Origin of the sequence: Saccharomonospora cyanea NA-134, from assembly GCF_000244975.1 — a bacterium.
Lineage (GTDB): Bacteria > Actinomycetota > Actinomycetes > Mycobacteriales > Pseudonocardiaceae > Saccharomonospora > Saccharomonospora cyanea.
Window position 1 is genome coordinate 1,431,822 of the sequence record NZ_CM001440.1, and the last position, 25,899, is coordinate 1,457,720.

26 protein-coding genes and 2 tRNA genes are annotated in these 25,899 nt (G+C 68.9%); 16 read left to right on the forward strand and 12 right to left on the reverse strand.

Features of this window, described 5'->3' with window-relative positions; all coding sequences use genetic code 11:
- Positions 1–7 precede the first annotated feature (7 nt).
- Entirely contained in the window at positions 8–1,021 is a 1,014-nt protein-coding gene (locus SACCYDRAFT_RS06920; RefSeq protein WP_005454803.1) for a mechanosensitive ion channel family protein, read from the reverse strand.
- Positions 1,022–1,335: 314 nt separating this feature from the next.
- Between SACCYDRAFT_RS06920 and SACCYDRAFT_RS06925 the strand changes: the two genes are divergently transcribed.
- The 3 genes from SACCYDRAFT_RS06925 (at position 1,336) to SACCYDRAFT_RS06940 (ending at position 3,239) form a co-directional block, all read left to right on the forward strand.
- Complete coding sequence (locus SACCYDRAFT_RS06925; RefSeq protein WP_083844796.1) at positions 1,336–1,932, forward strand: HNH endonuclease; 597 nt, start codon at positions 1,336–1,338, stop codon at positions 1,930–1,932.
- A 574-nt stretch (positions 1,933–2,506) separates the two neighbouring features.
- Positions 2,507–2,755: an aa3-type cytochrome oxidase subunit CtaJ gene (gene ctaJ / locus SACCYDRAFT_RS06935; RefSeq protein ID WP_005454809.1), complete on the forward strand. Its 249-nt coding sequence runs from the start codon at positions 2,507–2,509 to the stop codon at positions 2,753–2,755.
- Positions 2,742–3,239, forward strand: coding sequence for a DUF5130 family protein (locus tag SACCYDRAFT_RS06940; RefSeq protein WP_005454810.1), 498 nt, complete (start codon positions 2,742–2,744; stop codon positions 3,237–3,239). Before ctaJ ends, SACCYDRAFT_RS06940 begins: the two co-directional genes overlap by 14 nt.
- A 76-nt stretch (positions 3,240–3,315) precedes the next feature.
- On the opposite strand, the gene pepN is transcribed toward SACCYDRAFT_RS06940, so the two are convergent.
- The gene (gene pepN, locus SACCYDRAFT_RS06945) at positions 3,316–5,880 is read right to left on the reverse strand and encodes an aminopeptidase N (RefSeq protein WP_005454813.1); all 2,565 of its coding nucleotides are present in this window, start codon (positions 5,878–5,880) and stop codon (positions 3,316–3,318) included.
- Positions 5,881–6,068: 188 nt separating this feature from the next.
- On the opposite strand from pepN, the gene SACCYDRAFT_RS06950 reads away from it, so the two are divergent.
- Positions 6,069–6,692 carry a mycothiol-dependent nitroreductase Rv2466c family protein gene (locus SACCYDRAFT_RS06950; RefSeq protein WP_005454815.1) on the forward strand — a complete coding sequence of 208 codons (624 nt, stop codon included), beginning with the start codon at positions 6,069–6,071 and terminating at the stop codon, positions 6,690–6,692.
- Positions 6,693–6,770: 78 nt separating this feature from the next.
- On the opposite strand, the gene SACCYDRAFT_RS06955 is transcribed toward SACCYDRAFT_RS06950, so the two are convergent.
- Positions 6,771–7,511 (reverse strand): MBL fold metallo-hydrolase, encoded by a 741-nt coding sequence (locus SACCYDRAFT_RS06955; protein WP_005454816.1) that lies wholly within the window; start codon positions 7,509–7,511, stop codon positions 6,771–6,773.
- Between the two features lie 72 nt (positions 7,512–7,583).
- Here SACCYDRAFT_RS06955 and SACCYDRAFT_RS06960 point away from each other — a divergent pair, with 72 nt between their 5' ends.
- Together SACCYDRAFT_RS06960 and SACCYDRAFT_RS06965 are read left to right on the forward strand one after the other, a co-directional pair.
- Positions 7,584–8,057, forward strand: coding sequence for a ribose-5-phosphate isomerase (locus tag SACCYDRAFT_RS06960; protein WP_198284975.1), 474 nt, complete (start codon positions 7,584–7,586; stop codon positions 8,055–8,057).
- Complete coding sequence (locus SACCYDRAFT_RS06965; RefSeq protein WP_005454820.1) at positions 8,057–8,866, forward strand: Fpg/Nei family DNA glycosylase; 810 nt, start codon at positions 8,057–8,059, stop codon at positions 8,864–8,866. The genes SACCYDRAFT_RS06960 and SACCYDRAFT_RS06965 overlap by 1 nt, the downstream gene beginning before the upstream one ends.
- 144 nt (positions 8,867–9,010) lie before the next feature.
- On the opposite strand, the gene SACCYDRAFT_RS06970 is transcribed toward SACCYDRAFT_RS06965, so the two are convergent.
- From SACCYDRAFT_RS06970 to SACCYDRAFT_RS06980, 3 genes are all read right to left on the reverse strand, one after another.
- On the reverse strand, positions 9,011–9,814 hold the full coding sequence (locus SACCYDRAFT_RS06970; RefSeq protein ID WP_005454822.1) for a hypothetical protein: 804 nt from the start codon (positions 9,812–9,814) through the stop codon (positions 9,011–9,013).
- 72 nt (positions 9,815–9,886) lie between these two features.
- Complete coding sequence (locus tag SACCYDRAFT_RS06975; RefSeq protein ID WP_005454831.1) at positions 9,887–10,393, reverse strand: C40 family peptidase; 507 nt, start codon at positions 10,391–10,393, stop codon at positions 9,887–9,889.
- Positions 10,394–10,847: 454 nt separating this feature from the next.
- Positions 10,848–10,921 (reverse strand) — tRNA-Gly (locus tag SACCYDRAFT_RS06980).
- 79 nt (positions 10,922–11,000) lie between these two features.
- On the opposite strand from SACCYDRAFT_RS06980, the gene SACCYDRAFT_RS06985 reads away from it, so the two are divergent.
- From SACCYDRAFT_RS06985 to SACCYDRAFT_RS06995, 3 genes are all read left to right on the forward strand, one after another.
- Positions 11,001–11,074 (forward strand) — tRNA-Pro (locus tag SACCYDRAFT_RS06985).
- A gap of 416 nt (positions 11,075–11,490) precedes the next feature.
- Entirely contained in the window at positions 11,491–11,886 is a 396-nt protein-coding gene (locus SACCYDRAFT_RS26590) for a hypothetical protein (RefSeq protein WP_005454834.1), read from the forward strand.
- 84 nt (positions 11,887–11,970) lie between these two features.
- Entirely contained in the window at positions 11,971–12,990 is a 1,020-nt protein-coding gene (locus SACCYDRAFT_RS06995; protein ID WP_005454835.1) for a S1 RNA-binding domain-containing protein, read from the forward strand.
- Between the two features lie 120 nt (positions 12,991–13,110).
- On the opposite strand, the gene SACCYDRAFT_RS07000 is transcribed toward SACCYDRAFT_RS06995, so the two are convergent.
- The 6 genes from SACCYDRAFT_RS07000 to SACCYDRAFT_RS07025 form a co-directional block, all read right to left on the reverse strand.
- Entirely contained in the window at positions 13,111–14,715 is a 1,605-nt protein-coding gene (locus SACCYDRAFT_RS07000; RefSeq protein WP_005454836.1) for a solute symporter family protein, read from the reverse strand.
- On the reverse strand, positions 14,712–15,056 hold the full coding sequence (locus SACCYDRAFT_RS07005) for a DUF485 domain-containing protein (RefSeq protein ID WP_005454837.1): 345 nt from the start codon (positions 15,054–15,056) through the stop codon (positions 14,712–14,714). Before SACCYDRAFT_RS07005 ends, SACCYDRAFT_RS07000 begins: the two co-directional genes overlap by 4 nt.
- A 77-nt stretch (positions 15,057–15,133) precedes the next feature.
- A complete protein-coding gene (locus SACCYDRAFT_RS07010) occupies positions 15,134–16,909 on the reverse strand; it encodes a sodium/solute symporter (RefSeq protein ID WP_005454838.1) in 1,776 nt (591 codons plus the stop codon).
- Entirely contained in the window at positions 16,906–17,286 is a 381-nt protein-coding gene (locus tag SACCYDRAFT_RS07015; protein ID WP_005454840.1) for a hypothetical protein, read from the reverse strand. The genes SACCYDRAFT_RS07010 and SACCYDRAFT_RS07015 overlap by 4 nt, the downstream gene beginning before the upstream one ends.
- Positions 17,283–18,074 carry a LytR/AlgR family response regulator transcription factor gene (locus SACCYDRAFT_RS07020; RefSeq protein WP_005454841.1) on the reverse strand — a complete coding sequence of 264 codons (792 nt, stop codon included), beginning with the start codon at positions 18,072–18,074 and terminating at the stop codon, positions 17,283–17,285. Before SACCYDRAFT_RS07020 ends, SACCYDRAFT_RS07015 begins: the two co-directional genes overlap by 4 nt.
- Positions 18,071–19,162 (reverse strand): sensor histidine kinase, encoded by a 1,092-nt coding sequence (locus SACCYDRAFT_RS07025; RefSeq protein WP_005454842.1) that lies wholly within the window; start codon positions 19,160–19,162, stop codon positions 18,071–18,073. The genes SACCYDRAFT_RS07020 and SACCYDRAFT_RS07025 overlap by 4 nt, the downstream gene beginning before the upstream one ends.
- A 166-nt stretch (positions 19,163–19,328) precedes the next feature.
- Here SACCYDRAFT_RS07025 and SACCYDRAFT_RS07030 point away from each other — a divergent pair, with 166 nt between their 5' ends.
- The 7 genes from SACCYDRAFT_RS07030 to SACCYDRAFT_RS07060 all read left to right on the forward strand — a co-directional run bounded on the left by SACCYDRAFT_RS07030 (position 19,329) and on the right by SACCYDRAFT_RS07060 (position 25,867).
- The gene (locus tag SACCYDRAFT_RS07030; protein ID WP_005454843.1) at positions 19,329–19,613 is read left to right on the forward strand and encodes a DUF3040 domain-containing protein; all 285 of its coding nucleotides are present in this window, start codon (positions 19,329–19,331) and stop codon (positions 19,611–19,613) included.
- A gap of 109 nt (positions 19,614–19,722) precedes the next feature.
- Complete coding sequence (nhaA, locus tag SACCYDRAFT_RS07035; protein WP_005454849.1) at positions 19,723–21,036, forward strand: Na+/H+ antiporter NhaA; 1,314 nt, start codon at positions 19,723–19,725, stop codon at positions 21,034–21,036.
- A 144-nt stretch (positions 21,037–21,180) separates the two neighbouring features.
- On the forward strand, positions 21,181–22,644 hold the full coding sequence (tig, locus tag SACCYDRAFT_RS07040) for a trigger factor (protein ID WP_005454851.1): 1,464 nt from the start codon (positions 21,181–21,183) through the stop codon (positions 22,642–22,644).
- Between the two features lie 108 nt (positions 22,645–22,752).
- Positions 22,753–23,358, forward strand: coding sequence for an ATP-dependent Clp protease proteolytic subunit (locus tag SACCYDRAFT_RS07045; protein ID WP_269744649.1), 606 nt, complete (start codon positions 22,753–22,755; stop codon positions 23,356–23,358).
- Between the two features lie 23 nt (positions 23,359–23,381).
- On the forward strand, positions 23,382–24,008 hold the full coding sequence (locus tag SACCYDRAFT_RS07050) for an ATP-dependent Clp protease proteolytic subunit (RefSeq protein WP_005454855.1): 627 nt from the start codon (positions 23,382–23,384) through the stop codon (positions 24,006–24,008).
- 190 nt (positions 24,009–24,198) lie between these two features.
- Entirely contained in the window at positions 24,199–25,488 is a 1,290-nt protein-coding gene (gene clpX / locus SACCYDRAFT_RS07055; protein WP_005454857.1) for an ATP-dependent Clp protease ATP-binding subunit ClpX, read from the forward strand.
- Positions 25,489–25,513: 25 nt separating this feature from the next.
- Positions 25,514–25,867: a hypothetical protein gene (locus SACCYDRAFT_RS07060; RefSeq protein WP_005454859.1), complete on the forward strand. Its 354-nt coding sequence runs from the start codon at positions 25,514–25,516 to the stop codon at positions 25,865–25,867.
- Positions 25,868–25,899 lie beyond the last annotated feature (32 nt).

A 25,899-nucleotide genomic window follows, 5' to 3' on the forward strand; every position in this document is an offset into this window, starting at 1 on the left:
CAGGTTCTCAGTCGCGGGCTGCCCCTCCGTCACCGCCCCGCAGGGACCCGAAGAAACGCCCGAGCGGCGGATCGAACCCCTCGCGTTCCAGAGCGCGCATGATCTCGGCGCGCAACACGCGCTGGACCGCCCACTGGCGACCGGGCCGCACCTTCGTCGTCAGGCGGAACTGGAGGGCCTCCGGGGTGACGTTCTCCACACCAAGCACCTGAGGATGCTCGAGCACGTCGGGGCGGATCGTGTCGAGGTCCGCGGCCTCCTGCGCGACCTGCTCCAGCACGGCGGTGGCCTTCGTCACGTCCGTGTCGTAGCCGAGGGGGACGTCCACGACGGCGACGGCGTAGCCCTGGCTGAAGTTCCCGACCCGCAACACCTCACCGTTGCGCACGTACCAGACAGTGCCGTTGAGGTCGCGCACCGTCGTGATGCGCAGGCCCACGGACTCCACCGTGCCGACGGCCTCGCCGACGTCCACGACGTCGCCGACACCGTACTGGTCCTCCAGCATCATGAAGATGCCCGACAGGAAGTCCCGCACGAGGTTCTGCGCGCCGAAACCGATGGCCACACCGACGATCCCCGCGGAGGCCAGGATGGGGGCGAGGTTGATGCCCAGTTCACCGAGGACGAGAACGAACGCCAGCCCGAACACCACGAAACTGGTGAGTGACTTGAGCACCGACCCGATGGTCTGAGCCCGTTGTCGCCGTCGTTCCAGCGCAACGGGTCCCAGCACTTCGGGGGCCACCCGTTCCTTGAGCGGGCGGAGCAGCGCGGGAACCTTGGCGTTGCCGTCGGACTCCGCGTCGTCGGGAGTCCTGGTCAACCGGTCGATCAGCTTGCGGATGACGAACCGGATGACGAATGCACCGAGCAGGATGAGCAGGATGCGAAGTGGTCGTGCCACCAGCCAGTCGGCCGAGGCCGCGAGCCACTCGTTGCCGGTGACGCGGTAGACCTGCTCACACCACGTTCCCACTTCTTTGATGCAAGCGGGTGGCTCGTTGAGGAACTCCTCCACTACGGTGCACTCCCTCCCTCGTACGGCACGGCACGCTTCCGGGCCCGACGTGGGTCTCGATCGGGGTATGTGGGCCGAAATCGACCCGTCCGCAACCGTACCCAGACGAGGTCGGTGGCAGAACGCACGTGCGCTCGGGGGGCGATGTGTGGTCGACTTAGGGCTGCACCGGTGGAGGTGGTCGCGTGGAAGACCGACAACCCAGCCCTCACGGCGCCGGAGCCCGGCAGCCCGCCGGGTCGGCGCCCGAGACGTTCGCGCCCTGCGTGCCGACGACCGTCGTCGGACCGTCGCCCACGGGCCCGCCCGCGAGGGTGGGCCGGGTCACCCGGTCCCACCATCGCTGGTCGCGGGACCCCGGAGGGTCTACAGGGCCGACTCCGACGTCGCCCGGTCTGGGAAAACGGCGTGTGCTGCTGCTCAACGCCACGTTCGAGCCGCTCACCGCGCTACCGCTGCGGCGGGCCATCGTGCTGCTCGTCTGCGGCAAGGCGGAGGTCGTCCACGAGGATCCGGCCGGGATCACGCTGCACTCGGCCACGATGACGGTGGAGCTGCCGTCGGTGATCCGGCTCAGCAGATACGTCCGGGTACCCTACCGGGCCCAGGTTCCGCTGACGCGGGCGGGGCTCATGCACCGCGACCGGTTCCGTTGCGCTTACTGCGGCGGCAGGGCGGAGACCATCGACCACGTGGTACCCCGTAGCCGGGGCGGGGCGCACTCGTGGGAGAACTGCGTCGCCTGCTGCGCGAAGTGCAATCACCGGAAGGCCGACAAGCTCCTGTCCGAGCTGGGATGGCGGTTACGGATCGTGCCGAGGGAGCCGCGCGGGCCGCACTGGCGGCTGTTGGCGCACGCCAAGGAGGCCGATCCGTCGTGGCAGCGCTACCTGGGCGCTCCCGCAGCCTGACCGGCGTCGTCGGCAGAGGATTCAGCGGGTGACGCGGGTCCCGCAGGTCACGCGGGTGCCCCGCGTCACCCTGGTGCCCCTCGTCACACGGGTGCCGGCGGTCACCCGCGTTCCTCGCGTGACGCGAGTGCCTCGGGTGACGCGAGTGCCTGCCGTGACCCGCGTTCCTCGCGTGACGCGCGTTCCTCTGGTGACCCTGGTTCCGCAGGTGACGCGGGTGCCGGCGGTGACGCGAGTGCCGCGAACAGCGGTGTCGGACAGGACGGGGGTGACGCTCGAAATGGTGGACATGGCAGGTCCTCCTGTGACCGTGGTGACCTGATAAGGACTTGAGGACGGTGGCGCAAGGCCCGTACAGGTGAAAAACGTACGAGCCTTTCCTTGGAGGAACAAGGTGTTGTCGGCGGGTGCCACCGCACGTACGTGGAAGTGCGACCTTTCGCGAATGGGCCTTCCCCTCATCGTGGGATTACCCGCGTGGCAAGCGGGTGACCAGGGGGCCTGCCCGTGAGTGCGGGCGATGTTTCACCGTGGCAGGTGAGTAGCGGAAGGGCCGGTCGGTTACCCTGCCGCCGTGAGCATCCTCGAGACGATCCTGGTCTTCGTGGCGATACCGCTGGCCGTCTACGGCTTCTTCGCGCTGGTGACGCTACGGTCGAAGTTCGCGAGTAGGCCCCGTTACCGGCCGGGGCAGGCGTGGGACTACCCGCCCGTGTGGTGGACCGCCAACCCGGAGGGTGTGGGACAGCGACACGCCGACGACGCCGAGCACGGTGACGCCGTTCCGGCAAAGGTTCGAGGAGGTGCCAGTGGCAACTGGTGAACTGACCCGCGAGAGCTCGTCCACCGGGCTTGAGGGGACCGAACTCCAGCCCGGTGCCGCCGTGACGGCGAGTGGGCGAGTCTCGGTCGCGCAGATGTACGAGCCCGTTACTCCATCCGGCCCCTTCGGCACTGCGCAACTCGCTCGACTCGACGAGGCGCTGACGCTGGCCAGCCGGGAGACCGGCCTCAACTTCAGCATCTACGTCGGCGAGCTCGGTGACGAGCCGCGGAAGGGTGCGGAAACGCTGCACGACACGCTCCGTGAGCGTGGTGACGAGTCCGTCCTGGTGGCCGTGTCGCCGGGTGAGCGCGTCGTCGAGGTGATCACCGGTGCTCACGCCAAGCAGCGGCTGTCCGACCGCGGCGCCAAGCTCGCGGTGATGAGCATGGTCGCCTCGTTCAAGGAGGGCGACCTCATCGGTGGCCTCGTCAGCGGCCTGCGCATGATGGCCGACCAGGCAGGCTCCGCACCGCGTTCCTGAGTCGCTCCACCGGACCGGAAGGCCGCCGCCCCTCAAGCGGGGACGGCGGCCTTCGTCGTGTCCGGGTGGACGCGGGTCAGCTCTCGTCGAACCGCCGGGCGGCCAGTGCTCGCACGACACCGGCGCGGCCCTCGGTCACCAGCCGCCGCAGGGCGGCGGCGTGGGCGCCGGCGAGCCACGCGTCGGCCTGCGCGATGCCGTCCTGCGACACCTCCCACGACGGGTACAGCCCGAGAACGGTCGGCTGAGCGCGCTCGCTCGACCGACGGCTCCACACCTCGTCGAGCATGTCGAAGTACCGCTGCGTGTAGTCACCGAGCAGGTGCTTCTGCGAGGGGTGGGTGAACCCCGCGATGACGGCCTCGTTCACGGCGTTCGGCGACTCGTCGTCGTAGACCGCGCGCTCCCACGCCTGCGCCTTGGCCTCGGGAGTGGGTCGCAGGGCACGGGCCCGTTCGGCGTGCCTTCGGCCGGTGGCGGTGTCGTCGCGCCGCAGTTCGGCGTCGATCTCCGGGTCCGCTGCGCGTCCGTGGGCGACGAGCGCGTGCAGCAGGCGCCACCGCAGGTCGGTGTCCACGGTGAGCCCTTCCAGCGGAGCGGACCCGTCGAGCCAGCCCGCCAGGACGTCGAGGGCGGGCCCGTCGAGCACCGAACTCGTCAGCGAGTTGACGAAGGCGAGCTGGTGGTCCGATCCGGGCTCGGCGGAGCGGGCCAGTTCGAGCAGCGCGGCGGTGAAGCCGGGCCAGCCGTGCTCGGCCGCCCACGACGGCTGTGCGTAGGAGTTCAACGCCGTCTGAGCCTGCAGCAGCAGCCGCTGCACCACACCGACCTCCGTCTCGGCGTGGACACCCCGCTGAACCAGCGTGACGAAGTCGCGGGCCCTGAGTTCGGCGTCCCGCGTCATCTCCCACGCCGCCGACCAGCACAGCGTGCGGGGGAGAGGTTCGGTGATGTCGGCGATGCGGTCCACCAGCGTCTCCAGCGAACCGGGGTCCAGCCGCATGGCGCAGTAGGTGAGGTCGTCGTCGTTGACCAGCACCAGCGCCCCCGCTTCGGCGCCGACGAGGTCGGGCACGTCGGTGGACTCACCGTCGACGTCCAGCTCCACGCGACGGGTGCGCACGAGCTTGCCCGAGCCGTCGTCGTCGTAGACGCCGACCGCGACGCGATGGGTGCGCAGTTCCCCCGCGCCGGGTTTCGCGCCGCCCTGCACGATCGCGAAGGAACGGTAGCGGCCGTCGTCACCGACCTCGAACCGCGGGCGCAGCGTGTTCAGGCCGGTGGTTTCCAGCCACTGCGCGCTCCACCACGACAGGTCACGGCCCGACGCCTCCTCCAACGCGGCGAGCAGGTCGGCCAAGGTGGCGTTGCCCCAGGCGTGCTTGTCGAAGTAGACCCGCAGCCCGGACAGGAAGTTCTCCAGCCCGACGTAGGCCACGAGCTGCTTGAGCACGCTGGCGCCCTTGGCGTAGGTGATGCCGTCGAAGTTGACCTCCACGGCGTGCAGGTCGACGATGTCGGCGGCGATGGGGTGGGTCGACGGCAACTGGTCCTGCCGGTACGCCCACGACTTCTCGATGTTGGCGAAGCTGGTCCACGCCCCGGTGTACTCGGTGGCCTCGGCCTGAGCCAGGACGCTGGCGAAGGTGGCGAACGACTCGTTGAGCCACAGGTCGTCCCACCACCGCATCGTCACCAGATCGCCGAACCACATGTGCGCCATCTCGTGCAGCAGTGTCTCGGCGCGCCGTTCGTAGGAGTAGCGGGTCACGCGGCTGCGGAAGACGTAGTCCTCCAGGAACGTCACCGCGCCGGCGTTCTCCATCGCGCCCGCGTTGAACTCGGGCACGAACAGCTGGTCGTACTTCGAGAACGGATACGGCACCCCGAAGGATTCGTGGTAGAAGCCGAAGCCCTGCTTGGTCTCGGTGAACAGCCGCTCGGCGTCCATGAACTCCGCCAGCGAGGCCCGGCAGTAGATGCCCAGCGGGATCGTGGCGTGCTCGTCCGTGTAGGTGTCGCGCCACTCGGCGTACGGGCCGGCGATCAACGCGACCAGGTAGGTGGACATGCGCTCGGAGGTCTCGAACACCGTGCGCACCGCGCCCTCCGGCGTCTCCTCGCGCGAGGCCACGAGTGCGTTGGACACCACCTTCCAGTCCTTCGGCGCCGTCACGACCAGCCGGTAGGTGGCCTTGAGATCGGGCTGGTCGAAACAGGCGAACATGCGTTTGGCATCGGCCGTCTCGAACTGCGTGTAGAGGTAGACGCCACCGTCGACGGGGTCGACGAACCGGTGCAGGCCCTCGCCGGTGTTCATGTACCGGCAGTCGGCGAGCACGACGAGCTCGTTGTCGGCGGCCAGGTCGGGCAGCGCGATGCCCTCGTCCTCCACGTAGCCCGAGACGTCGAGCGGCCGGCCGTTCAACACCGCCTCCCGCACGCCCGCGGCGACGATGTCCACCCAACTGCTCTCTCCCGGCCGGGCGGAGGCGAACCGGATGGCCGTCCTGGACTCGAACGTGCCTTCACCCGGCCCGCCGTGGCCGTCGGTGAGATCGAGCTCGATGTCGTATTCGGAAACCTCCAGCAGGTCGGCGCGCTGCTGAGCTTGTTCGCGAGTCAGGTTCGGGGCGGGCACTGGCACCTCTGCGCTGTTCGTCTGTCGTGGATGTCTTCTTGTCGGTCATCGCAACTACTGTGCTCAGCGCATCCAATCATGCGCCGTAGGACACAGCGACGGGAACAACGCAACCGGGCGCGCTGTTGGTCCTCGGTGAGGCTTACCCGGCCTGTTTCCAGCGCAATCAGTGACGACAAGGAGTTGTCATGACGGCAGGTGCCCAGTCCGATCGCACACGGGTCGACTTCTACTTCGACCCCTTGTGCCCGTTCGCGTGGATCACCTCGCGGTGGATCCTCGAAGTCGAGAAGCAGATCGACCTGGATCTGCGGTTCCGGGTCATGAGTCTGTCGGTGCTCAACGAGGGCCGGGAACTGGACCAGTGGTACCGCGAACTCCTGGACAAGGCGTGGGCTCCCGTGCGAGTCGCCGTCGCACTCGCCGCCGAGCGCGGTGAGGAGGTGCTGCGCGACTTCTACACCGCGTTCGGCACCCGCTACCACAACGAGGGCAACAAGGACATCGATCTCGTGCTCAAGCAGGCGGTCGAGGAGGTCGGCGGATCGTCCGAGCTGCTGAAGGCGGCGGAGGGCACCGACTACGACGAGGCGTTGCGCGCGAGCCACCACGAGGGCATGGACCCGGTGGGCGAGGACGTGGGCACCCCGACGATCCACATCGACGGCGTCGCGTTCTTCGGGCCCGTCCTCACGTCGATCCCCAAGGGCGAGGACGCCGTCCGCGTGTTCGAGGGCGCTCGCGCGCTCGCGAGCTACCCGGACTTCTTCGAACTCAAGCGCACGCGTACCGGTTCGCTGAAGTTCGACTGACACCTCGGAGCCTGTTCTCGGACCCTTCTCCGTCGTGAGCCTCGCGCAGCAGGTGGTCGAGGGTGCGGGAGCAGGCTCTCAGGCGGGAGGCTTCGTCAGCGCGGCCAGCGTGACGTCGGCGGGCAGGGGAGAGTGGGCGACCGCCTGTTCCTCGGTCAGTTCCCCCGCCCGCACCTTCCGGCGCAGACCGCGCAGGGCCAGCAGGCCCTCGCGGCAGGACTCGACGAGGTCGGGGCCTGCCGGTTCGCCGTGGCCCGGCACCACTGTCGTGGCGCCGAACGCCGCCAACCGTTCCAGCGCCGCGGGCCAGGCGTCCAGCGCGGTGTCGCTTCCGAACGACTCGGCGCTGTACGTACCGCCCGGCACGTGCTCCAGGAGGTCACCTGCGAACAGCACGTCCGCGTCGGGCACGTGCACGACGACGTCACCGGGGGAGTGGGCGACGCCGGGGTGTGCGAGCACCACGGGGCGGCCACCGAGGTCGAGCTCGACCCGGTCCGTCACCGGCAGGCCGGCTCGCGCGGCCCGGTCCGCACGCACGAGCTCGGCCCAGCACGCGGGGTGAGCCCACACGTCACACGGCAGGAAAGCGGGGACGCCGTAGGCGTGGTCGAAGTGGTCGTGCGTGAGCACCACCGTCCACGGCAGCGGGGTGATGCCCCGCACGGCGGCGGCGAGTTCCGCCCCCTGCTCGGCGTCGCCGCGGGTGTCCACCACCAGGCACCGCTGCTCACCGAGCACGAGGCCTGTGGACAGGTCCAGTTCCTCGTACCGGCGCGTGAAGACGCCGTCACCCAGTTCGATCCACCGTGCGTTCATCCGCGGAGCGTAGTGCACCTCCGCGCGGGTGGGTTCGGTCGCGCGCCCGCGCGGATGGCAGACTTGACAGCCGTGCGCGTGTACCTGGGAAGCGATCATGCCGGCTACGAGCTGAAGAACCACCTCGTCACCCACCTGCGCGGGCAGGGCCACGAGGTGACCGACGTCGGTCCGCACGTCTACGACGCGGCTGACGACTACCCGGCGTTCTGCATCGAGACCGCCCGCCGAGTCGTGGCCGACGAGGGCAGCCTCGGCATCGTCATCGGCGGGTCGGGCAACGGCGAGCAGATCGCCGCCAACAAGGTCCCCGGCGCCCGCGCGGGGCTCGCGTGGAGTGTCGAGACGGCGAAGCTCACCCGCGAGCACAACCACGCCCAGTTGATCGGCGTGGGCGCGCGTATGCACTCGCTCGAGGAGGCCACCGAGATCGTCGAGGCGTTCCTGGCCACTCCGGCGTCCGAGGACGCGCGGCACGTCCGTCGGGTGGGGCAGATCAGCCACTACGAGCGCACGGGCACCGCTCCGGAGCTGCCGGAGAGCTGATGCCCGAGGGCCACACGCTGCACCGGCTGGCGCGCCTGCACGAGCGCCGTTACGTCGGCGCGCCGGTGGAGGTGTCGAGCCCGCAGGGACGCTTTGCAGCCGAGGCCGCCGTACTCAGCGGACACGTGATGACGGCGGCCGAGGCGTACGGCAAACACCTGTTCCACAGCTACGGTCCACACGGGACCGTCCATATCCATCTCGGACTGTACGGCGCTTTCACCGAGAACGTCCTTCCTGTCACCGAGCCCGTGGGACAGGTGCGTATGCGGCTCGTGGGCGGTACACACTGGACCGACCTGCGGGGCCCGAACCGCTGTGAACTGCTCAGCCCACCCGAGGTGGAGGCCATCGTCGCCAGGCTCGGCCCCGACCCGCTGCGCCGGGACGCCGACCCGGAACGGGCCTGGGAACGCATCTCCCGGTCGCGCACGTCGCTGGCCGCGCTGCTGATGGACCAGTCCGTCATCGCCGGTGTCGGTAACGTCTACCGAGCCGAGGTGCTGTACCGGCAGGGCATCGCGCCCATGCTGCCCGGCAGAGCGCTGCACAGGGAGCAGTGGGAGGCGGTCTGGGCCGATCTGCGCGAACTGATGCGCGACGGCGTCCGCGTGGGACGCATCGACACGGTCGCCTGGGAACACCGTCCCGAGGTCACGGGCCGGGCGCCCCGCAACGACCGCCACGGCGGCGAGGTGTATGTCTACCGCCGTACCGGGCAGCCGTGCCTGGTGTGCGGCACGCCCGTGGCCCACACCGAGCTCGCGGGGCGGAACCTGTACTGGTGTCCCACCTGCCAGCCGTCCTGAGCCAGGTGCCTGAATTCGCCGCAGGGCCGGCGGAGCAGTAGCGGGTCCTGGTGGGTTCGCTCAGGGACGAGGTCGAGAACCGGGACATGAGAACGGGCGGGCCGAATCCCGCTCAGGGACCGGCCCGCCCGTCTGTCGAGCGGCCTAGAAGCCGAAGTCTCCGCCGAAGTCGCCTCCGCCGAAGTCTCCGCCTCCGAAATCACCGCCACCGAAGTCCTCGCCGCCTCCGGCGTCGCCCGCATCGCCACCGGCGTCCCCGGCGTCACCGCCGGCGTCACCGCCCTCCAGCGCGTCCTCCTGGCCGGCGTCGTAGCCTGCTTCCCAGGCTGCGGCGCTCGGGATTCCGGCCATCCCGGAGAACATGGTGGAGAACAGCAACATCGAGCCGAAACCCCACGCTCCCGCGACGAGGGCGGGCTTCCACCAGGGCTCGCTGTACCAGCCCTGCGGCACGGGGCGGCCGGCGACCCGGCCACCCGGGTAGTAGTGCGGGGTGCTCGCCGTCGGCTGAGGAGACGCCTCGTAGTGCTGGCCCTCCACGTCGACCGAACGGTGCTCGGTGACCTTGCCCGCACGCTCCCGCTCGGGGTCGTCAGGAAGCGCGGGACCGGGGTCGAGGCCCATCGCCGTGCGTGCGGCACGGACGTAGTAGAGGCCCTCCAGCGCGGTCTTCTTGGCTAGGTGTGCCTGCTCGACAGTCTCGGCGCGCTCCATCTCGGATCCCGCGGCGTTGTACCGCTCGCTGGCGTCGGCCATCGCCTGCTGGGAGGCCGTGTCGGTCCCGGTGAGGTTCAGGACCTGGCCACCGAGGCGTTCGACCCAGCGTCGAGCTTCGGCCTTCGCGTCTTCGAGCTGACGTCGCTTGGCCTGGGCCTGGGAGCGGACGAGGTACGTCGCGCCTGCGACGATGATCAGCAGGAGCACGATCACCGTGATCGTGGTTCCCATGGGCTACTCCCCGATTGTTGGGCTCTCTGAACCAGCAACGCGGACAGGAGCCCAGGAGTTCCCGGGGCCGGGTCACCAGGCGCGACCGACGGTGAACGACTGTGTCCAGATGTTCTGGAGGCGGACGACGTCGCCGGGTTCGGGGGCGGCCCACATCCTGCCGTTCCCCGCGAAGATGCCGACGTGGTAGACGTGGCCGCCTGAGTGGAAGAACAGCAGGTCACCGGGGCGCATCTGCTTCTTCGACAGTTCGGGGAGCGCCGCTCGCTGCTGTTGCGAGGTGCGGGGTAGTTCGATGCCCAGCCGTGCGTGGACGTACTGGGTGAGCCCGGAGCAGTCGAACCGGTCGGGTCCCACGGCTCCGTAGACGTACGGGTCACCGGCCTGCCGGGCGGCTATGTCGACGATTCGCTCCCCGGTCGGGGTGGCGGGTCTGCCGATGTTGTCGCCCGGCCTGGGTTTGTCCTTGACCGTTGTCGAGGGAGGTTTTTCGCCATCGCCGCCATTCGCGTTCTGGTTCATCATGGCCGAACTGACGCTCGGGCCGGAGAGCAGCGCTATCGCACTGACGGCCACCATGGCGACCGACCTCTCGAATGCTCTGAGTCTCAACTGTTTCCTCCGGGCGGATTTGCGTGTTCACGGATCTCCTCTGGGGCTGCGCCGCCGTTTTCGGCGACACAAAACGGTAACCACGTACAACGTGTACAAAGCGAATTGTTCAAAGGGGATTGTCGATAAAGGAGTGAAATCGAAGAACGGGGGGTTTAGTGGCGAGGGCGCGCGGACCTGCGGTTTTGTTACGCTGAGCAACCGAGTGACCACTAAAGGTGGTGACCCGGATCACAGGGAAAAATGTGATATGGGTCACTGAATATGGGTGGAGAAAGGCGGTTCCGACCGCTGTCAAGCGGGCTGCGACGCGGGCCTCGGATGGCGGCGCCTCGACGAGGTGGCCGCGCCGTACCGTTCAGCGGCCCCGACGGCGAAGGCCCCGGCTCGCCGTGTCCGGCGTGGCCAGGGCCTTCCCAGGTGGAGCGGGCGACGGGAATCGAACCCGCGTAACCAGTTTGGAAGACTGGGGCTCTACCATTGAGCTACGCCCGCGTGCGGCCGGATCACCCGGCTGCGTAGGTAGTGTAGCGGTACCCGCTAGAGTGGTCGCACACCGCCCTCGCGTGGCGGACGGGGTGTGGCGCAGTTTGGTAGCGCATTCGCTTTGGGAGCGAAGGGTCGCAGGTTCAAATCCTGTCACCCCGACTGTAGGTCGCTGGCCAGCAGGACACCGGTCCCGGTGGGTCTGCTGGCCGCCCGTCCGCTCGGCACGGCGCTTGGTGACACTTCGCCTGGCGGATGGCCGCATGCCGGCGCCATCAGTGAAGCCCGTCGCCACCGACGCTGAGGACCCTGCCGAGTGGCTCCCTCAAGCATCCGAACCACCGGCCGAACCCCGTGGACGGCACGAAGCCACCGAAGGACCCAAGAACCGCGTCACCCGCATCGATCGCCGCCGAGCCTGCCAGGGCACGAAATCCCGTTTGCAGAAGACGATCTCGATGGTCATCCTCGTAGGCGGCAGGACGAACCGGGTGGTGACGCGCCGGCCCGTCCCGTCCCGAGCTCCCGGTCACGAGATCGACCGCTGAGCGAGCATCGTCGACCCCGCAGGGAGCAGTGTGCTGCCTTTCGTCCACCGGATCACCAAGTACGACCCCGCCGATCGGGACCAGCACGGCCACTACATCGGTGTGGAGGAGCCGACCAGCGACCATGGGGCGGTGGAGTCGGCCTACCTGCAGGCTGTGGCCGCCTTCGCGGCGGCCACAGGCGTCGACCACCTGGCGATTCGGGAGCCGCAGATCAGCGGCGTCGCCCACTTCGGCCTGGAGCCGACAGTGGAAGACCACGGCCTGGGCGGGCTCTTCCCGCCCGACCTCAGTGGCTTCCACGACGGCGCGGAGGTTTCCCTCTCCGTCGGTCTGGAGCTGGTGCGGGCCATGCTCCGTGACAACGGCGCCTGGTGCCGTCTGGAAGTCGAGGACACGTTCGCCGTGCACGTCGGGTGGGACTAGTACGTCTACGTCAGTAGCGACAAGCCCTGCGAGAGCGCCCTTGCGCGCACCCGGGCGCTCGGACTCTTCCCGGAACGACTGCAGGTGTCACCCTACGAGGCGGACTTCGACGAGTCAGGCCCACAGCGGCCTGCCGACGAGGATTTCTGGGCCCGTTTGCGCTGGTCCATCGCGATACAGCAGGCGGCCATACTGGAGGAGGGATACGTCGGCAACGCCTCCCGCTGGCACCGTCTCACGGAGAACACCCTCGACGCGATACGCGCCAGGATCACCCCGCGTGCCAGGCTGACCGTCTGGCCGGACCTGTCCGCCGACGTGGCCGCGGTTCTCGCCATGCTCCCCGACGAAGGCCTGGTGGAACTCGTGTGGGAGGCCGAAAACGGGGAGATCACCAGCGCAATCGTCGACGAGACCGGGTACGGGGCACTGGCCACCCGGGTGGCGGGTGCCAGGGCCGCTGCCGTCCTGCCCCTGGACGTCGACTCGCGCCACCCGCTGTTCACCGCTGTGATGCCCGACAGTGACGGCGTTCTGCGGGCCCGGTGGAGGACCGAGCGGACCCCCGACGACCGGGACTGGGCCTTCCTGAGGACTCTCCGTCGCGGACAGATCGTCACCGGCGTGGTCACGGAGATCGCCGACTTCGGTGTCACCTTCGTGGACATCGGTGGATTCACCGCAATGATCAATGTTCCGGAGCTGTCCTGGAGGCGCGTCGATCACCCGTCCGACGTCGTCACCGTGGGTCAGGAGATCTCGGCCGAGATCCTCGACGTCGACATGGTGAGGGAGCGTGTGTCGCTGTCCTTGAAGGCGTTGCAGGCGGACCCGATGCCGCAGTTCGTACAGCGGGTCGGCCAGGTCGTGACCGGGGTCGTGACCAAACGCGTGCCCTTCGGCGCCTTCGTTCGCATCGAGGAACGAAAGGATGGCATCGAAGGGCTCGTACCCCACACCGAGCTGTCCGAGGATCCCGCTGCCGATCCCGAGGAAGTGGTCCGGGTCGGCGATTCCCTCGTCGTGAGGATTCTCGACGTCGACCCCACCCGACGTCGAATCACTCTCTCCCACCTACGGGCCCTCGCGCAGGGAGGGCCCTGACCAGTCCGGGCCATCGGCTCCGTGGTGGCCGATTCGAATCCTGTCACCCCGACCAGGTCCGGACGCCCTGACGGCGGCCTGCTTCCCGCTGGGAGCAGGCCGCCGTCAGGGCGGTCGAGGTCAGTGCGAGGTGGCCTTCTCGGCTCCCGCGCCGGTGAGGGCCCGCACCTCCATCTCCTTGTGCTTGCCCTCCAGGTGTTCCTTCGACAGGACGGTGCCCAGCCAGCCGAGGAAGAAGGACACCGGGATCGACACCAGCCCCGGGTTCTGGAGCGGGAACCAGTGGAAGTCGACACCGGTGATCATGGACTTCTCGGTGCCCGACACCGCCGGGGAGAACACGATCAGCACGATCGTCACCGCGAGCCCGCCGTAGATCGACCACAGTGCGCCCGAGGTGTTGAAGCGCTTCCAGAACAGCGAGTACAGGATGGTCGGCAGGTTCGCGGACGCGGCGACGGCGAACGCGAGCGCCACCAAGAACGCCACGTTCTGGTCCTTGGCGAGGATCCCGCCGAGGATCGCGACGGCACCGATCACGCACGCCGTGATACGCGCGACCTTCACCTCGGAGTTCTTGGTGTCCGTCTTGCCGTGCTTGATGACGTTGGCGTACACGTCGTGGGCGAACGAGGCCGACGCGGTGATCGTCAGGCCGGCGACCACGGCGAGGATCGTGGCGAACGCCACCGCCGCGATGAAGCCCAGCAGGAGTGGTCCACCCAGCGCCTCCGCCAGCAGCGGTGCCGCCGAGTTCTCCCCTCCGGGCGCGTTGCTGATCGTGTCCGTCCCGACGATCGCGGCGGCGCCGTAGCCCAGCACCAGCGTGAACAGGTAGAACAGGCCGATCAGGGCGATGGCCCAGACCACCGACTTGCGTGCGTCCTTGGCCGTGGGCACGGTGTAGAACCGCATGAGTACGTGCGGCAGACCGGCCGTGCCCAGCACCAGCGCGACACCGAGCGACAGGAAGTCCAGTTTGGACATCTCGCTGACCCCGTACTTCGCTCCCGGGTTCAGCACGGCCTCGCCGTCGGGGGACTGCGCGGCGGCCGATCCCAGGAGTTCGGAGAGGTTGAGACCGTAGCGGCCGAGCACCCACACCGTCATCGCGAAGGTACCCGCGATGAGCAGGGCGGCCTTGATGATCTGCACCCAGGTGGTGCCCTTCATGCCGCCGACGAGCACGTACACGATCATGACGACGCCGACGACGGCGATGACCACGGCCTGCCCGAGGTCGCCCTCGACGCCCAGCAGCAGTGACACGAGTGCGCCCGCGCCCGCCATCTGGGCCAGCAGGTAGAAGAACGAGACCGCCATCGTGGAGGTCGCCGCCGCGGCGCGCACCGGCTTCTGCCGCATGCGGAACGCGAGCACGTCTCCCATCGTGAACTTGCCGGTGTTGCGCAGGAGTTCGGCGACGAGGAGCAGTGCCACCAGCCAGGCGACGAGGAAGCCGATCGAGTACAGGAACCCGTCGTAGCCGTACACCGCGATGGCACCCGCGATGCCGAGGAACGAGGCGGCCGAAAGGTAGTCGCCCGCGATGGCCGTGCCGTTCTGTGGCCCGGTGAAGGCGCGCCCCGCGGCGTAGTAGTCGGAGGCCGTCTTCGTGTTGCGCGACGCCCGGAAGACGACCACCAGGGTGACCAGCACGAACAGGGTGAAGATGCTGATGTTGAGGATCGGGTTGTTGCCCTCGATGCCCTGGGCGAGGGTCATGACGCCTCCCCTTCCATGTCCTGCCTGATCCGGTCGGCGATCGGGTCGAGCTTGCGGTTGGCGTAGCGCACGTACAGCCCGGTGATGACGAACGTCGAGACGAACTGCAGCAGGCCGAGGACCAGCCCGACGTTGATGTTGCCGACGAGCTTGATCGACATGAAGCCGTGCGCGTAGTCCGCCAGCAGGACGTACAGCAGGTACCAGACAAGGAACAGCGCGGTCATGGGGAAGACGAACCGCCGGAGCCGCCTGCGCAGCCGCTGGAAGTCCTCACTCGCGTGGACCTCCGCCCAGGTCGGCGACCCCGGTGGATGGGTAGGGGGCTCGGTGGCGCTCACTCCTGACCTCCTCGTCAGTGACACGTGGGTGTGCGTGGTGCGTCACAGTAGGGAGGGGGACGGACGGGACGTAATCGTCAGCGGACCAATCGGCGTGTGATGCGACGAACGGCCGACGAGCGGCGTGCGGTCCACGACGAGTGGCCCAGATCACGTGCCAGTGTCGAGCGGTCGGCGAACGGGAACCGGCGGTGCTCGTGGAGGTGGAGGCGGAGCATCGCGGCGGTCGACCACGGTGGTGGCCTGCCGAACAGGGACACCACGACCATCGTGGCGAACGCCAGTGGGACCGACCACGGGGCGGGTTGCACGAGCAGGATCGACACCCAGTCGGGTACCGGCGGGTCGGCGACGCCGAGCACGAAACCACCGCAGGAGGCGAGCAGCCCGGCGGTCACGCCTGCCACGGCACCCGTCGCGGTCAGGCGGGACCACCAGATGCCGAGCACGAGCAGCGGGCAGAACGTGGACGCCGCGACGGTGAACCCCCACGTGACCAGCGTGCTCGCGTCGAAGGACACGGCGGGCAGCGCCAGCAGCACCACCACGACCGCGGCGCCCACCACGGCGACCCTGAGCTGCCGCAGCCCGCCGGGCACGAGGTCGTGGGAGATGGCGCCGGAGACCACCAGCAGCAGACCGAGGGACGTGGCGAGGAACGCGGCGAAGGCACCCGCCGTGAGCAGCCCTGTGAACAACCCGCCCATCGGACCCGCGTCCACCTGCGCGGGCAGCGCCACCACGGCGCTGTCGGTGGCCCCCGACAGGTACAGGTGCGGCACGAGCACCCGGCCGAGCATCCCGTAGACGCCGGGGAAGACGTAGAAGACGCCGAGCAGCGCCACGGTGAGGGCGGCAGTGCGCCGCGCTGCGCGTCCGTCGGGGCTGGTGTGGAACCGCATGATGACGTGCGGCAGCCCCATCGTGCCGAACATGGTCGCCATGAGCACGGCCCACGTCGCGAGCAGCGGGTGGCCGGTGTCGCCGAGTTCGAGCAGCGGTCGTTCCCAGCCGGGCGCGCCCGGCGCGGCCTCGCCCTCCGGTACGGGCGCGGCACTGCCCTCCTCGAACACCACCGTGGTGCCTGCGGGCACGTGCCACTCGCCGGGTGGCACCGGGCTCACCTCGCCGTCGCGGCCGACCACCCGCACGCCGTCGGGCACCTCCAGGGTGGCGTCGACGCGGAAGGACACCGGCGTGCGCGTCTCGAAGTGGGTGAACTCGGCCGGGTGCAGCGCCTCCTGCCGCACGTCCGGACCCGCCTGCGCCAGCAGCCACACGGCGGGGACGACGAAGAGCACCAGTTTCAGCACGAACTGGAACGCCTGGACGTAGGTGGCGGCCCGCATTCCGCCCAGGGCGAGGGTGGCGCTGACCGCCACGCCGGACAGCAGCACGCCGACCCAGTACGGCGTGCCGCTCACGACACTGAGCACGAGCCCGGCCGTGCGGAACTGCGGCACCAGGTACAGCACTCCGATCACCAGCACCACCACGGCTGAGAGCCTGCGCAGGGCGGGCGAGCCGAGCCGGGCCTCGGCGAAGTCCGGCACGGTGAGCGCCCCGGACCGGCGCATCGGAGCGGCGACGAGGGTGAGCATGGCGATGTAGCCCGCCGTGAAGCCGACCGGGTACCACAGCGCTCCGACCCCGTCGCGCACCATGAGCCCGGCCACACCGAGAAAGGACGCCGCGGAGAGGTACTCCCCGGACACCGCTGCGGAGTTCAGCAGGGGGGAGACGCGGCGCGAGGCCACGAGGAAGTCCGAGGTCGTGCGCATCGCGGCGACCCCGTGCAGACCGATGGCGAGAGTGACGAGCAGGACGGGCGCGACGGCGAGTGCGACGATCATCGCCCGTCCTCGCCGGGGGCCTCCGCTCCCACGGCGCTCTCCTCCCGCTCGGCCCCCCGAAGTTGCCAGAACGCCAACAACGCCATCGCGGGGAACGGCAGAACCATCACGGAAAGCCACGAGACCGGGACGCCGAACAACCGCAGCTCGCCCAGCCCCGGGGCGAGTGCCAGCACGAGTGGCAACCCGAACACCAGGGCGAACGCCGTCGTCAGCGCGACCACGGCGCGTCGCCGCTGCCGCCGGTAGAGAGCCACCGCGAAGGGGGCCTCGACCGGATCGAGCGTGGTCGGTCGCCACGGTCCCCGGTAACGGCGGCGGGCGTGGGCGAGCCGGGTCTGCGGGCTCGTCACCGTCACCCTGCGCTGGACGGTCATAGTGCCGTGTCCGGACGCAGCTCACCGCGCTGCGCGGCACGCAGGAGGCGTTCCCTGAGGTTGCGCGCGTGCCTGCGACTCACCGGCACGTCACCGAGGTCGGTGTGGGCGAGCAGCCCGCCCACCGAGTCGCTGCGCAGTTCGCGCACGGCGGCCAGAGCCACGAGGAACCCGCGGTGTGTGCGCACGAACCCGGCTCCCGCCCAGTACTCCTCCAGCCGGGAGATCGGCATCCGTACGAGGTGGACCCCCGAGCGGGTGTGCAGCCGCACGTAGTCGCCGTGCGCCTCCACGAACCGCACGTCCTGCCTGCTGACGTAACGCGTGCGGCCACCCGACTCCACGGGCAGCGCCGCGAGCGCGTCGGGAGTGGGTTGTTGCGGTGTCTGCTGCGCGGAGGGGGCCGACACCATCCTGCTCACCCGGGCGAGAGCGTCCGCCAGCCGTTCGGGACGCACGGGTTTGAGCAGGTAGTCGACCGCGCCGATGCCGAAAGCCGCCACGGCGTGCTCGTCGTAGGCGGTGACGAACACGATCACCGGGGGTTTCGCGAGCTTGGTCAGCAGCGAGGCGAACTCGAGCCCGTCGAGGCCGGGCATCGAGATGTCGAGGAACACCGCGTCGAACTCCTCCGACTGCAACCGCTTGAGCGCGGCTACGGCGTCGCCCGCGGCGGCGACCTCGGTCACCTCGGGTGCGTCCCGCAGCATTCCGCACAGGTCGTCCAGCGCGGCGGGCACGTCGTCGACCGCCAGTACACGCAGTGCCGGCTGGGTTTCTCCGGTCACGGCATCACTCCCGGCTGGAACCGAGGCACTCGCACGATCACCCGTGTTCCTTCACCTTCCGCGGTCTCCACGACGAGGCCGAACCACGGTCCGTACACGTTACGCAGTCTCCGGTCGACGTTCGCGAGCCCCACGCTGTCCGACTCCCCGGTGCCGGCGAGCAGGCGTTCGGCCTTGGCCGGGTCCATCCCCGTCCCGTCGTCCTCCACGCTGATCACGCAGTCGGTGCCCTCCGCCTCCCCGAGCACGGTCACCGTGCCGCCCTCCGGCCTGCGCTCGATGCCGTGCCGTACCGCGTTCTCCACGAGCGGCTGGAGCACGAGGTAGGGGATCGACACGGGCAGGACCTCGGGCGCCACCCGCACCTGCACCCGCAGCCGCTCACCGAGGACGGCGCGCTGCAGGGCCAGGTACGTCTCGATGGCGTGGAACTCGTCCGCGACGGTCGTGTACTCCCCGTGGCGGGCCAGGCTGTAGCGGATGTAGTCGGCGAAGTCGAGCATCAGCTCACGCGAGCGGTCGGGATCCGGGCGCACCAGCCCGGCGATGACCGTGAGGGCGTTGTAGACGAAGTGGGGGGAGATCTCCGCGCGCAGCGCGCGCAGTTCCGCCGCCGCGGCCTCCTCGGCCGACGCTTCGAGCCTGCCCCGTTCGAGCGCGGCCTCGCCGAGGCTCGCCACCTCGCGCAGCGCGGCCATCCTCGCCGTTCCGGAAACGACGAGGACTCCGGCCAGTTCGTCGTGCACGACCAGCGGCAGGGCCACCACCTCCGCCCGCCTGCACTGGCTCTCCGTGTGCAGTACGTCCTCGACCATCGCTGTGGTGTCGACGTCGGACGGCATCGTGCCCACGGCCACGAGGTGACCGGACAGGTCGGACAGGCCCACGGCGTCGGCCGCGAGCAGGCGGCGGATGCCGCGTGCGGCCGCGCGTACCCGGGGGCCGGAGAGCCCGTCCGCGAGGTCCTCCGCCACGTGCCTCGCCGTTTCGAGGGTGGGGGCGGGGTCGCGCAGCCCGCGCGCCCGCAACGGCCATCGGCTTCGGGACGGAGTCCGGGCCGCCACGGACGCCGCCCGCCCTCCGGGCATCGACATGGGCCTCCCAGCTACGTCGGCGGTACGGGGAATCTAACGGCGTGCCGGGCATCCCGGAAGGGGTGAGTTGTGCCCCGGGGTCCGGTGAGACCGCGCGAACAGCGGTGCCAGATGGACCCGTCGTCGTTCGACAATGGTGAATGGTGGTGGTGATGGCGCCGTGACACTTCGCGACGACGAGCGGCGTCGGCTCGTCGAGATCGAACGCGGGCTGAGCGAGGACGATCCCCGGCTCGCCCGGCGTCTCGCGCACTTCGGTTCCGACCACCTGTCGCGGCAGGTCGTGACCTTCGTCGCGTTGTGCGCCTGCTTCGTCGTGGGGCTGGCGCTCGTGGCCGCCGGTGCGCAACTGCGATTCTGGCCGGTCAGCGCCCTGGGCGCCGTTCTGGCCGTGGTCGTTCCGGCGGTCGTGACGTGGCGGGTGTGGTTGCGCGGGGAGGACTGAGGAGCCGGAGTAGGTCTTCTCGACTCCACTGATCGTGAGGTTCGGTAAGTAAAGTGACGGTCAATATGCCCGACTGTCGATCCGATCCGGAGGGGTTGACGATACCCGCATGAGCTCCCCACCACCCGCGAAGACCAAGTTGTTCAGCCGCTCGTCCTGGGGCGAGTGGAGACGCGTGGCCGACATCCTGCGGCAGGAGACCGTCGGCGGAATCCTGCTGCTGATCGGTGCGGTCGTGGCCCTGGTGTGGGCGAACTCGCCGTGGTCGGGTGCTTACACCGCCGTGAGCGAGTTCACCATCGGCCCGCACGCCCTTCACCTGGACCTGTCGGTGTCGCAGTGGGCGGCCGACGGGTTGCTCGCCATCTTCTTCTTCGTGGTGGGTGTGGAGCTCAAACGGGAGTTCGTCGTCGGCGACCTGCGGGATCCACGCAAGGCGGCCATCCCGATCGTGGCGGCGGTCGGCGGCGTGGTGCTTCCTGCGGCCATCTACGTACTGGTGAACCTGGGCGATACGAGCGCCCTGCGAGGTTGGGCCATCCCGACCGCCACGGACATCGCCTTCGCTGTCGCGGTCCTCGCGGTGGTCGGGCGGTTCCTGCCGTCGGCGCTACGGATGTTCCTGCTGACGCTGGCCGTGGTCGACGACCTCATCGCCATCTGCATCATCGCGGTGTTCTACACGGAGGAGCTGTCGGTGGTACCGCTGCTCCTGGCGCTCGTCCCGCTGGGTCTGTTCACCCTGCTGGTGCAGCGCCGGGTGCGGTCGTGGTGGCTGCTCATCCCGCTCGGCGTGGTGGCCTGGGCGCTCGTCCACGCCTCGGGCATCCACGCGACGGTGGCGGGTGTGCTGCTCGGGTTCGCGGTGCCCGCGCTCAGGCGTGAGGGTGAGGCCGTGTCGATGGCCGAGCACTTCGAACACCGCTGGCGGCCCGTGTCGGCCGGCGTCGCGGTGCCGATCTTCGCGTTGTTCGCCGCGGGCGTGGCCTTCGGCGGTCTCGACGGGCTGGTCTCGGCGCTGAGCGATCCCGTGGCCCTCGGCATCATGGCCGGTCTGCTGCTCGGTAAGGCCGTCGGCATCTTCGGCACCACGTTCCTCATGAGCCGGTTCACCAAGGCCGAACTGGACAGTGACGTGGCGTGGGTGGACGTGTTCGGCGTCGCCGTCCTGGCCGGCATCGGGTTCACCGTGTCCCTGCTCGTGGGGGAGCTGTCGTTCGCCTCGGGCGACGAGCGCGGCGAGGTCGTGAAGATCGCCGTGTTGTGCGGTTCGCTGCTGTCCGCGCTCATCGCGGCGGTGGTGCTGCGCCTGCGCAACCGGCACTACCGCAAGGTCCACGAGAAGGAGACCGAAGACGCCGACCGCGACGGTGTCCCCGACATCTACCAGGGCCGCCACTCGAGCGAAGACCCGCTCGGCTGAGGTGTCCCGCACGCTCACCCGGGTGCGGACCCGCACCACGGGGGGGTGCGGTCGGTGGCCTAGACTCGGACATCCGGTCCCTGCTTGGCCTGCGGTCGCTGGACCGGTTACCGATACCGATACAGTCCCGGCGAGGAGATAACGTTGAAGAGCACCGTCGAGCAGCTGAGCCCGACGCGCGTGAAGATCAATGTCGAGGTGCCGTTCGACGAGCTCAAACCGAACTTCGACCGCGCCTACCGGAAGATCGCTCAGCAGGTTCGGATCCCAGGTTTTCGTCCCGGCAAGGCCCCGGCTCGCGTACTCGAGAGCCGCATCGGCCGCGCCCCGGTGCTCGAAGAGGTCGTCAACGAGGCCATCCCCGCGAAGTACCTCGAGGCAGTGCGCAGCGGCGAGGTTCGCACGCTGGGGCAGCCCGAATTCGAGGTGACCAAGCTCGAGGACCGCGAGGTGCTCGAGTTCAGCGCCGAGGTGGACGTCCGTCCTGAGATCACCCTTCCCGACCTCGACGACCTCACGGTCAGCGTGGACGACGTGGAGCTCGACGACGCGGAGGTCGACGAGCAGCTCGACCAGCTGCGCGCCCGGTTCGGCACGCTGACAGGCGTCGACCGGCCCGCCGAGAACGGCGACTTCGTCTCGATCGACCTTTCGGCCACCGTCGACGGTGAAGAGGTGCCCGACGCCGCCACCACCGGCCTGTCCTACGAGATCGGCTCCGGCCAGCTCGTCGAGGGCATCGACGACGCCATCATCGGCGCGAGCGAGGGTGAGACCAGGACCTTCACCACCAAGCTCGTGGCGGGCGAGTACGCGGGCAGGGACGCCGAGGTCGCCGTGAAGGTGAACTCGATCAAGCAGCGTGAGCTGCCCGAGGCCGACGACGAGTTCGCTCAGCTCGCCAGCGAGTTCGACACGCTCGACGAGCTGAAGGCCGACCTGCGCGAGCGGCTGCTGCGTATGAAGCGTGTCCAGCAGGGCGTGCAGGCGAGGGACAAGGTTCTCGACGAGTTGCTGGAGCGCGTCGAGGTGCCGCTGCCGGAGAAGGTCCTCGAGGCCGAGATCTCCAACCGCAAGCACGACGCCATCCACCCGTTCGACCACGACGAGGAGGCGTTCAAGCGCTCGCTGGAGGAGCAGGGCGGCAACCCCGAGGAGTGGGAGACCGAGGTTCGCGCCGAAGCCGAGAAGGCGGTGCGCACCCAACTCCTGCTCGACGCCCTCGCCGACGAGCGCGACCTCTCGGTGAGCGACTCCGAACTCACCGAGCGCATCATCTACCAGGCCCAGCGCTTCGGTATGAACCCGGACGAGTACGTGCGGAGGGCACAGGAGGCCGGCCAGCTCGGCGCGATCTACGCGGACGTGCGGCGCGGTAAGGCGCTCGCCAACGTGGTGCGCCAGGTGACGGTCACCGACGCTTCCGGTGAGGCCCTCGACCTCGGTGAGCTGTTCGGCCCCGACGAGGCCGAGGAGGCCGGCCAGGCTGCGGACTCGGCGCAGGGCGACGAGACTGCCGCTGGGGAAGGGTCGAGTGAGGACAGTGCGTCGACGGGCTCGGAGGCCTCGAACGTCTCGGACGAGGCGGCTTCGACGCCTGACCGGTGACCTTTTCTCATGCTCTGAGCGAACTCGGGCGGTGTCAGGACTCCTGCGCCGCCCGAGTTCGTTAGGGTCGGTGTCAAGATCTTCGAACTCCCGAAAAGGCAGGCAGACGTGACGCAGCACATGCCCGAGGGGCGGACCGGCACCGCCGGGCTCAACCTGACCGACTCGGTGTACGAGCGGTTGCTCCAGGAGCGCATCGTCGTGCTCGGCTCCGAGGTGAACGACGAGGTCGCCAACCGCATCACCGCGCAGCTGTTGTTGCTGGCCGCGGAGGACCCGCAGGCGGACATCCGCTTCTACATCAACTCGCCGGGTGGGTCGGTGACCGCCGGCTTCGCCATCTACGACACGATGCAGCTCATCGAGCCCGACGTCGCCACCTACGCGATGGGGCTCGCGGCCTCGATGGGTCAGTTCCTTCTGTCGTCGGGGACGCCGGGCAAGCGCTACGCTTTGCAGCACGCGCGCATCCTCATGCACCAGCCGTCGGCGGGTGTCGGCGGTACTGCCTCCGACATCGCCATCCAGGCCGAGGTCTTCAGCAAGTGGAAGTACGAGCTCGCACGTATCACCGCCGAGCAGACCGGCCAGACGGTGGAGCAGATCATCGCCGACGGTGACCGCGACCGGTGGTTCACCGCGACCGAGGCCAAGGACTACGGCTTCGTCGACCAAGTCCTCACCCGTGAAAACCCGACCCCGAACGCCAACTGACCGGGCAGGGTAGGAGGAGAATCATGAACGGTTTCCAACTTCCACAGTCCCGGTACATCCTGCCGTCGTACGTGGAGCGCACCAGCTACGGGATGAAGGAGTCGAACCCGTACAACAAGCTCTACGAAGAGCGGCAGATCATGCTGGGAGTCCAGGTCGACGACGCCTCGGCCAACGACGTGATGGCCCAGCTGCTCCACCTGGAGCACGAGGACCCGGACCGCGACATCATCCTCTACATCAACTCGCCGGGTGGCTCGTTCACCGCGTTGATGGCGATCTACGACACGATGCAGTACGTGCGTCCGGACATCCAGACGGTGTGCCTCGGTCAGGCCGCGTCGGCCGCGGCCGTGCTGCTGGCGGCGGGCACGAAGGGCAAGCGGCTGGCGCTGCCCAACTCGCGCGTGCTGATCCACCAGCCCGCCACGGAGGGCGCGTACGGGCAGGTGTCGGACCTGGAGATCCAGGCCGCCGAGATCCAGCGGGTGCGTCGCCTGATGGAGAACACCCTGGCGAAGCACACGAACAAGTCGGCGGACGAGGTCCGGGCCGACATCGAGCGTGACAAGATCCTCACGCCCGAGGAGGCCAAGGAGTACGGCATCATCGACCAGGTGCTGGAGTACCGCAAGGCGTCGCAGGACTGACGGCGATGGGGGAACGGGCGGCGTGTCGGCGTTTCCGTCGGAGGGCCGCCGCCCGTTTCCCGCATTAGGCTGGACCTGCCGGGCGCCCGATCGCTGGTAATTCTCCCGCGAGGCGCGCGGGGCGGGTACCGTCAGTGGCAACGCAGGACAGAGGTGTCATCGACACCGGGAGGGGACGAGGTCAGCGGTCATGGCACGGATCGGCGACGGCGGAGACCTGCTGAAGTGCTCTTTCTGTGGCAAGAGTCAGAAACAGGTGAAGAAGCTCATCGCCGGGCCCGGCGTGTACATCTGTGACGAGTGCATCGAGCTCTGCAACGAGATCATCGAGGAGGAGCTCGCCGAGACGAGCGATGTCAAGCTCGACGAGCTGCCCAAGCCCGCTGACATCCACGAGTTCCTCGAGCAGTACATCATCGGTCAGGACGACGCCAAGCGGACGTTGGCCGTGGCCGTCTACAACCACTACAAGCGCATCCAGTCGGAGTCCAAGGGCACGAAGGACTCGAAGGACGAGCCCGTGGAGTTGGCGAAGTCCAACATCCTGATGCTCGGGCCCACGGGGTGCGGCAAGACGTATCTCGCGCAGACGCTCGCGAAGCTGCTCAACGTGCCGTTCGCGATCGCCGACGCCACGGCGCTCACCGAGGCCGGTTACGTGGGCGAGGACGTCGAGAACATCCTGTTGAAGCTCATCCAGGCCGCCGACTACGACGTCAAGCGCGCCGAGACGGGCATCATCTACATCGACGAGGTCGACAAGATCGCCCGTAAGTCGGAGAACCCGTCGATAACCCGCGACGTCTCGGGCGAGGGCGTGCAGCAGGCGCTGCTGAAGATCCTGGAGGGCACGACCGCCTCGGTGCCGCCGCAGGGTGGCCGCAAGCACCCGCACCAGGAGTTCATCCAGATCGACACCACGAACGTGCTGTTCATCGTGGCAGGCGCGTTCGCGGGGCTCGAGAAGATCATCAACGATCGCATCGGCAAGCGCGGTCTGGGCTTCGGTGCGGAGATCCGCACGAAGCGGGACATCGAGGAGAGCGACATCTTCGGCGAGACCATGCCGGAGGACCTGATCAAGTTCGGGTTGATTCCCGAGTTCATCGGCCGGTTGCCGGTGGTCGCCAGCGTCACCAACCTCGACAAGCCGTCGCTGGTGCGGATCCTCACCGAACCGCGCAACGCGTTGACCAAGCAGTACAAGAAGCTGTTCGAGATGGACAACGTGGAGCTGGAGTTCACCAAGACGGCGTTGGAGGCGATCGCCGACCAGGCGCTGTTGCGGGGCACCGGTGCCCGAGGGTTGCGCGCGATCATGGAGGAGGTCCTCCAGCCGGTGATGTACGACATCCCGAGCCGGGACGACGTCGCCAAGGTCGTCATCACCGAGCAGACCGTGCGGGAGAACGTGAATCCCACGATCGTGTCGCGTCAGCCCACCCGTAGGCAGCGGGAGCGTGGCGAGAAGTCGGCCTGACAGCTGACCGCTACTCTCGGTACCCATGACAGTTACACCGCCGAAGTCTCCGCCTGTACCGGGTGGCGACCAGGACGTCGACTTCGACGAACTGGCCCACAAGCTCGTCGTGGTCGTGGGGTTGCGCCGCCTCGGGGTGCACCTGGCTCTCGTGGTCACGCTCGGTGTCCTGGCCGCCGTGTGCCTGCTGGCCACCGTCACGCGCGCTTCGGCCGCGCCCCTCATTCCTCTGGCGGGGCTCGCTGCCGCGGGGTTGGCCGCCTGGCGGGCCCGGACGGCGCAGACCGACCGGCAACTCGTGACGTACGTGGCGTGGTACACCATCGCCGTCGCGGTGGCGCTGTGGTCCATGTCGTACGTCGTCCGTACCTTCGTCTGAAGGGTTTACGAGAAGCCCACTCCGGATAGCCC

Bases quoted from the DNA above. Each gene is read 5' to 3' on its own strand.
- SACCYDRAFT_RS06950 (WP_005454815.1), top strand. From the start codon at position 6,069: ATGACGGCAGGTGCCCAGTCCGATCGCACACGGGTCGACTTCTACTTC.
- SACCYDRAFT_RS06955 (WP_005454816.1), bottom strand. From the start codon at position 7,511: ATGAACGCACGGTGGATCGAACTGGGTGACGGCGTCTTCACGCGCCGG.
- SACCYDRAFT_RS06965 (WP_005454820.1), top strand. From the start codon at position 8,057: ATGCCCGAGGGCCACACGCTGCACCGGCTGGCGCGCCTGCACGAGCGC.
- SACCYDRAFT_RS06970 (WP_005454822.1), bottom strand. From the start codon at position 9,814: ATGGGAACCACGATCACGGTGATCGTGCTCCTGCTGATCATCGTCGCA.
- SACCYDRAFT_RS06975 (WP_005454831.1), bottom strand. From the start codon at position 10,393: ATGGTGGCCGTCAGTGCGATAGCGCTGCTCTCCGGCCCGAGCGTCAGT.
- SACCYDRAFT_RS07000 (WP_005454836.1), bottom strand. From the start codon at position 14,715: ATGACCCTCGCCCAGGGCATCGAGGGCAACAACCCGATCCTCAACATC.
- SACCYDRAFT_RS07010 (WP_005454838.1), bottom strand. From the start codon at position 16,909: ATGATCGTCGCACTCGCCGTCGCGCCCGTCCTGCTCGTCACTCTCGCC.
- SACCYDRAFT_RS07015 (WP_005454840.1), bottom strand. From the start codon at position 17,286: ATGACCGTCCAGCGCAGGGTGACGGTGACGAGCCCGCAGACCCGGCTC.
- SACCYDRAFT_RS07025 (WP_005454842.1), bottom strand. From the start codon at position 19,162: ATGCCCGGAGGGCGGGCGGCGTCCGTGGCGGCCCGGACTCCGTCCCGA.
- nhaA (WP_005454849.1), top strand. From the start codon at position 19,723: ATGAGCTCCCCACCACCCGCGAAGACCAAGTTGTTCAGCCGCTCGTCC.
- SACCYDRAFT_RS07050 (WP_005454855.1), top strand. From the start codon at position 23,382: ATGAACGGTTTCCAACTTCCACAGTCCCGGTACATCCTGCCGTCGTAC.
- clpX (WP_005454857.1), top strand. From the start codon at position 24,199: ATGGCACGGATCGGCGACGGCGGAGACCTGCTGAAGTGCTCTTTCTGT.
- SACCYDRAFT_RS07060 (WP_005454859.1), top strand. From the start codon at position 25,514: ATGACAGTTACACCGCCGAAGTCTCCGCCTGTACCGGGTGGCGACCAG.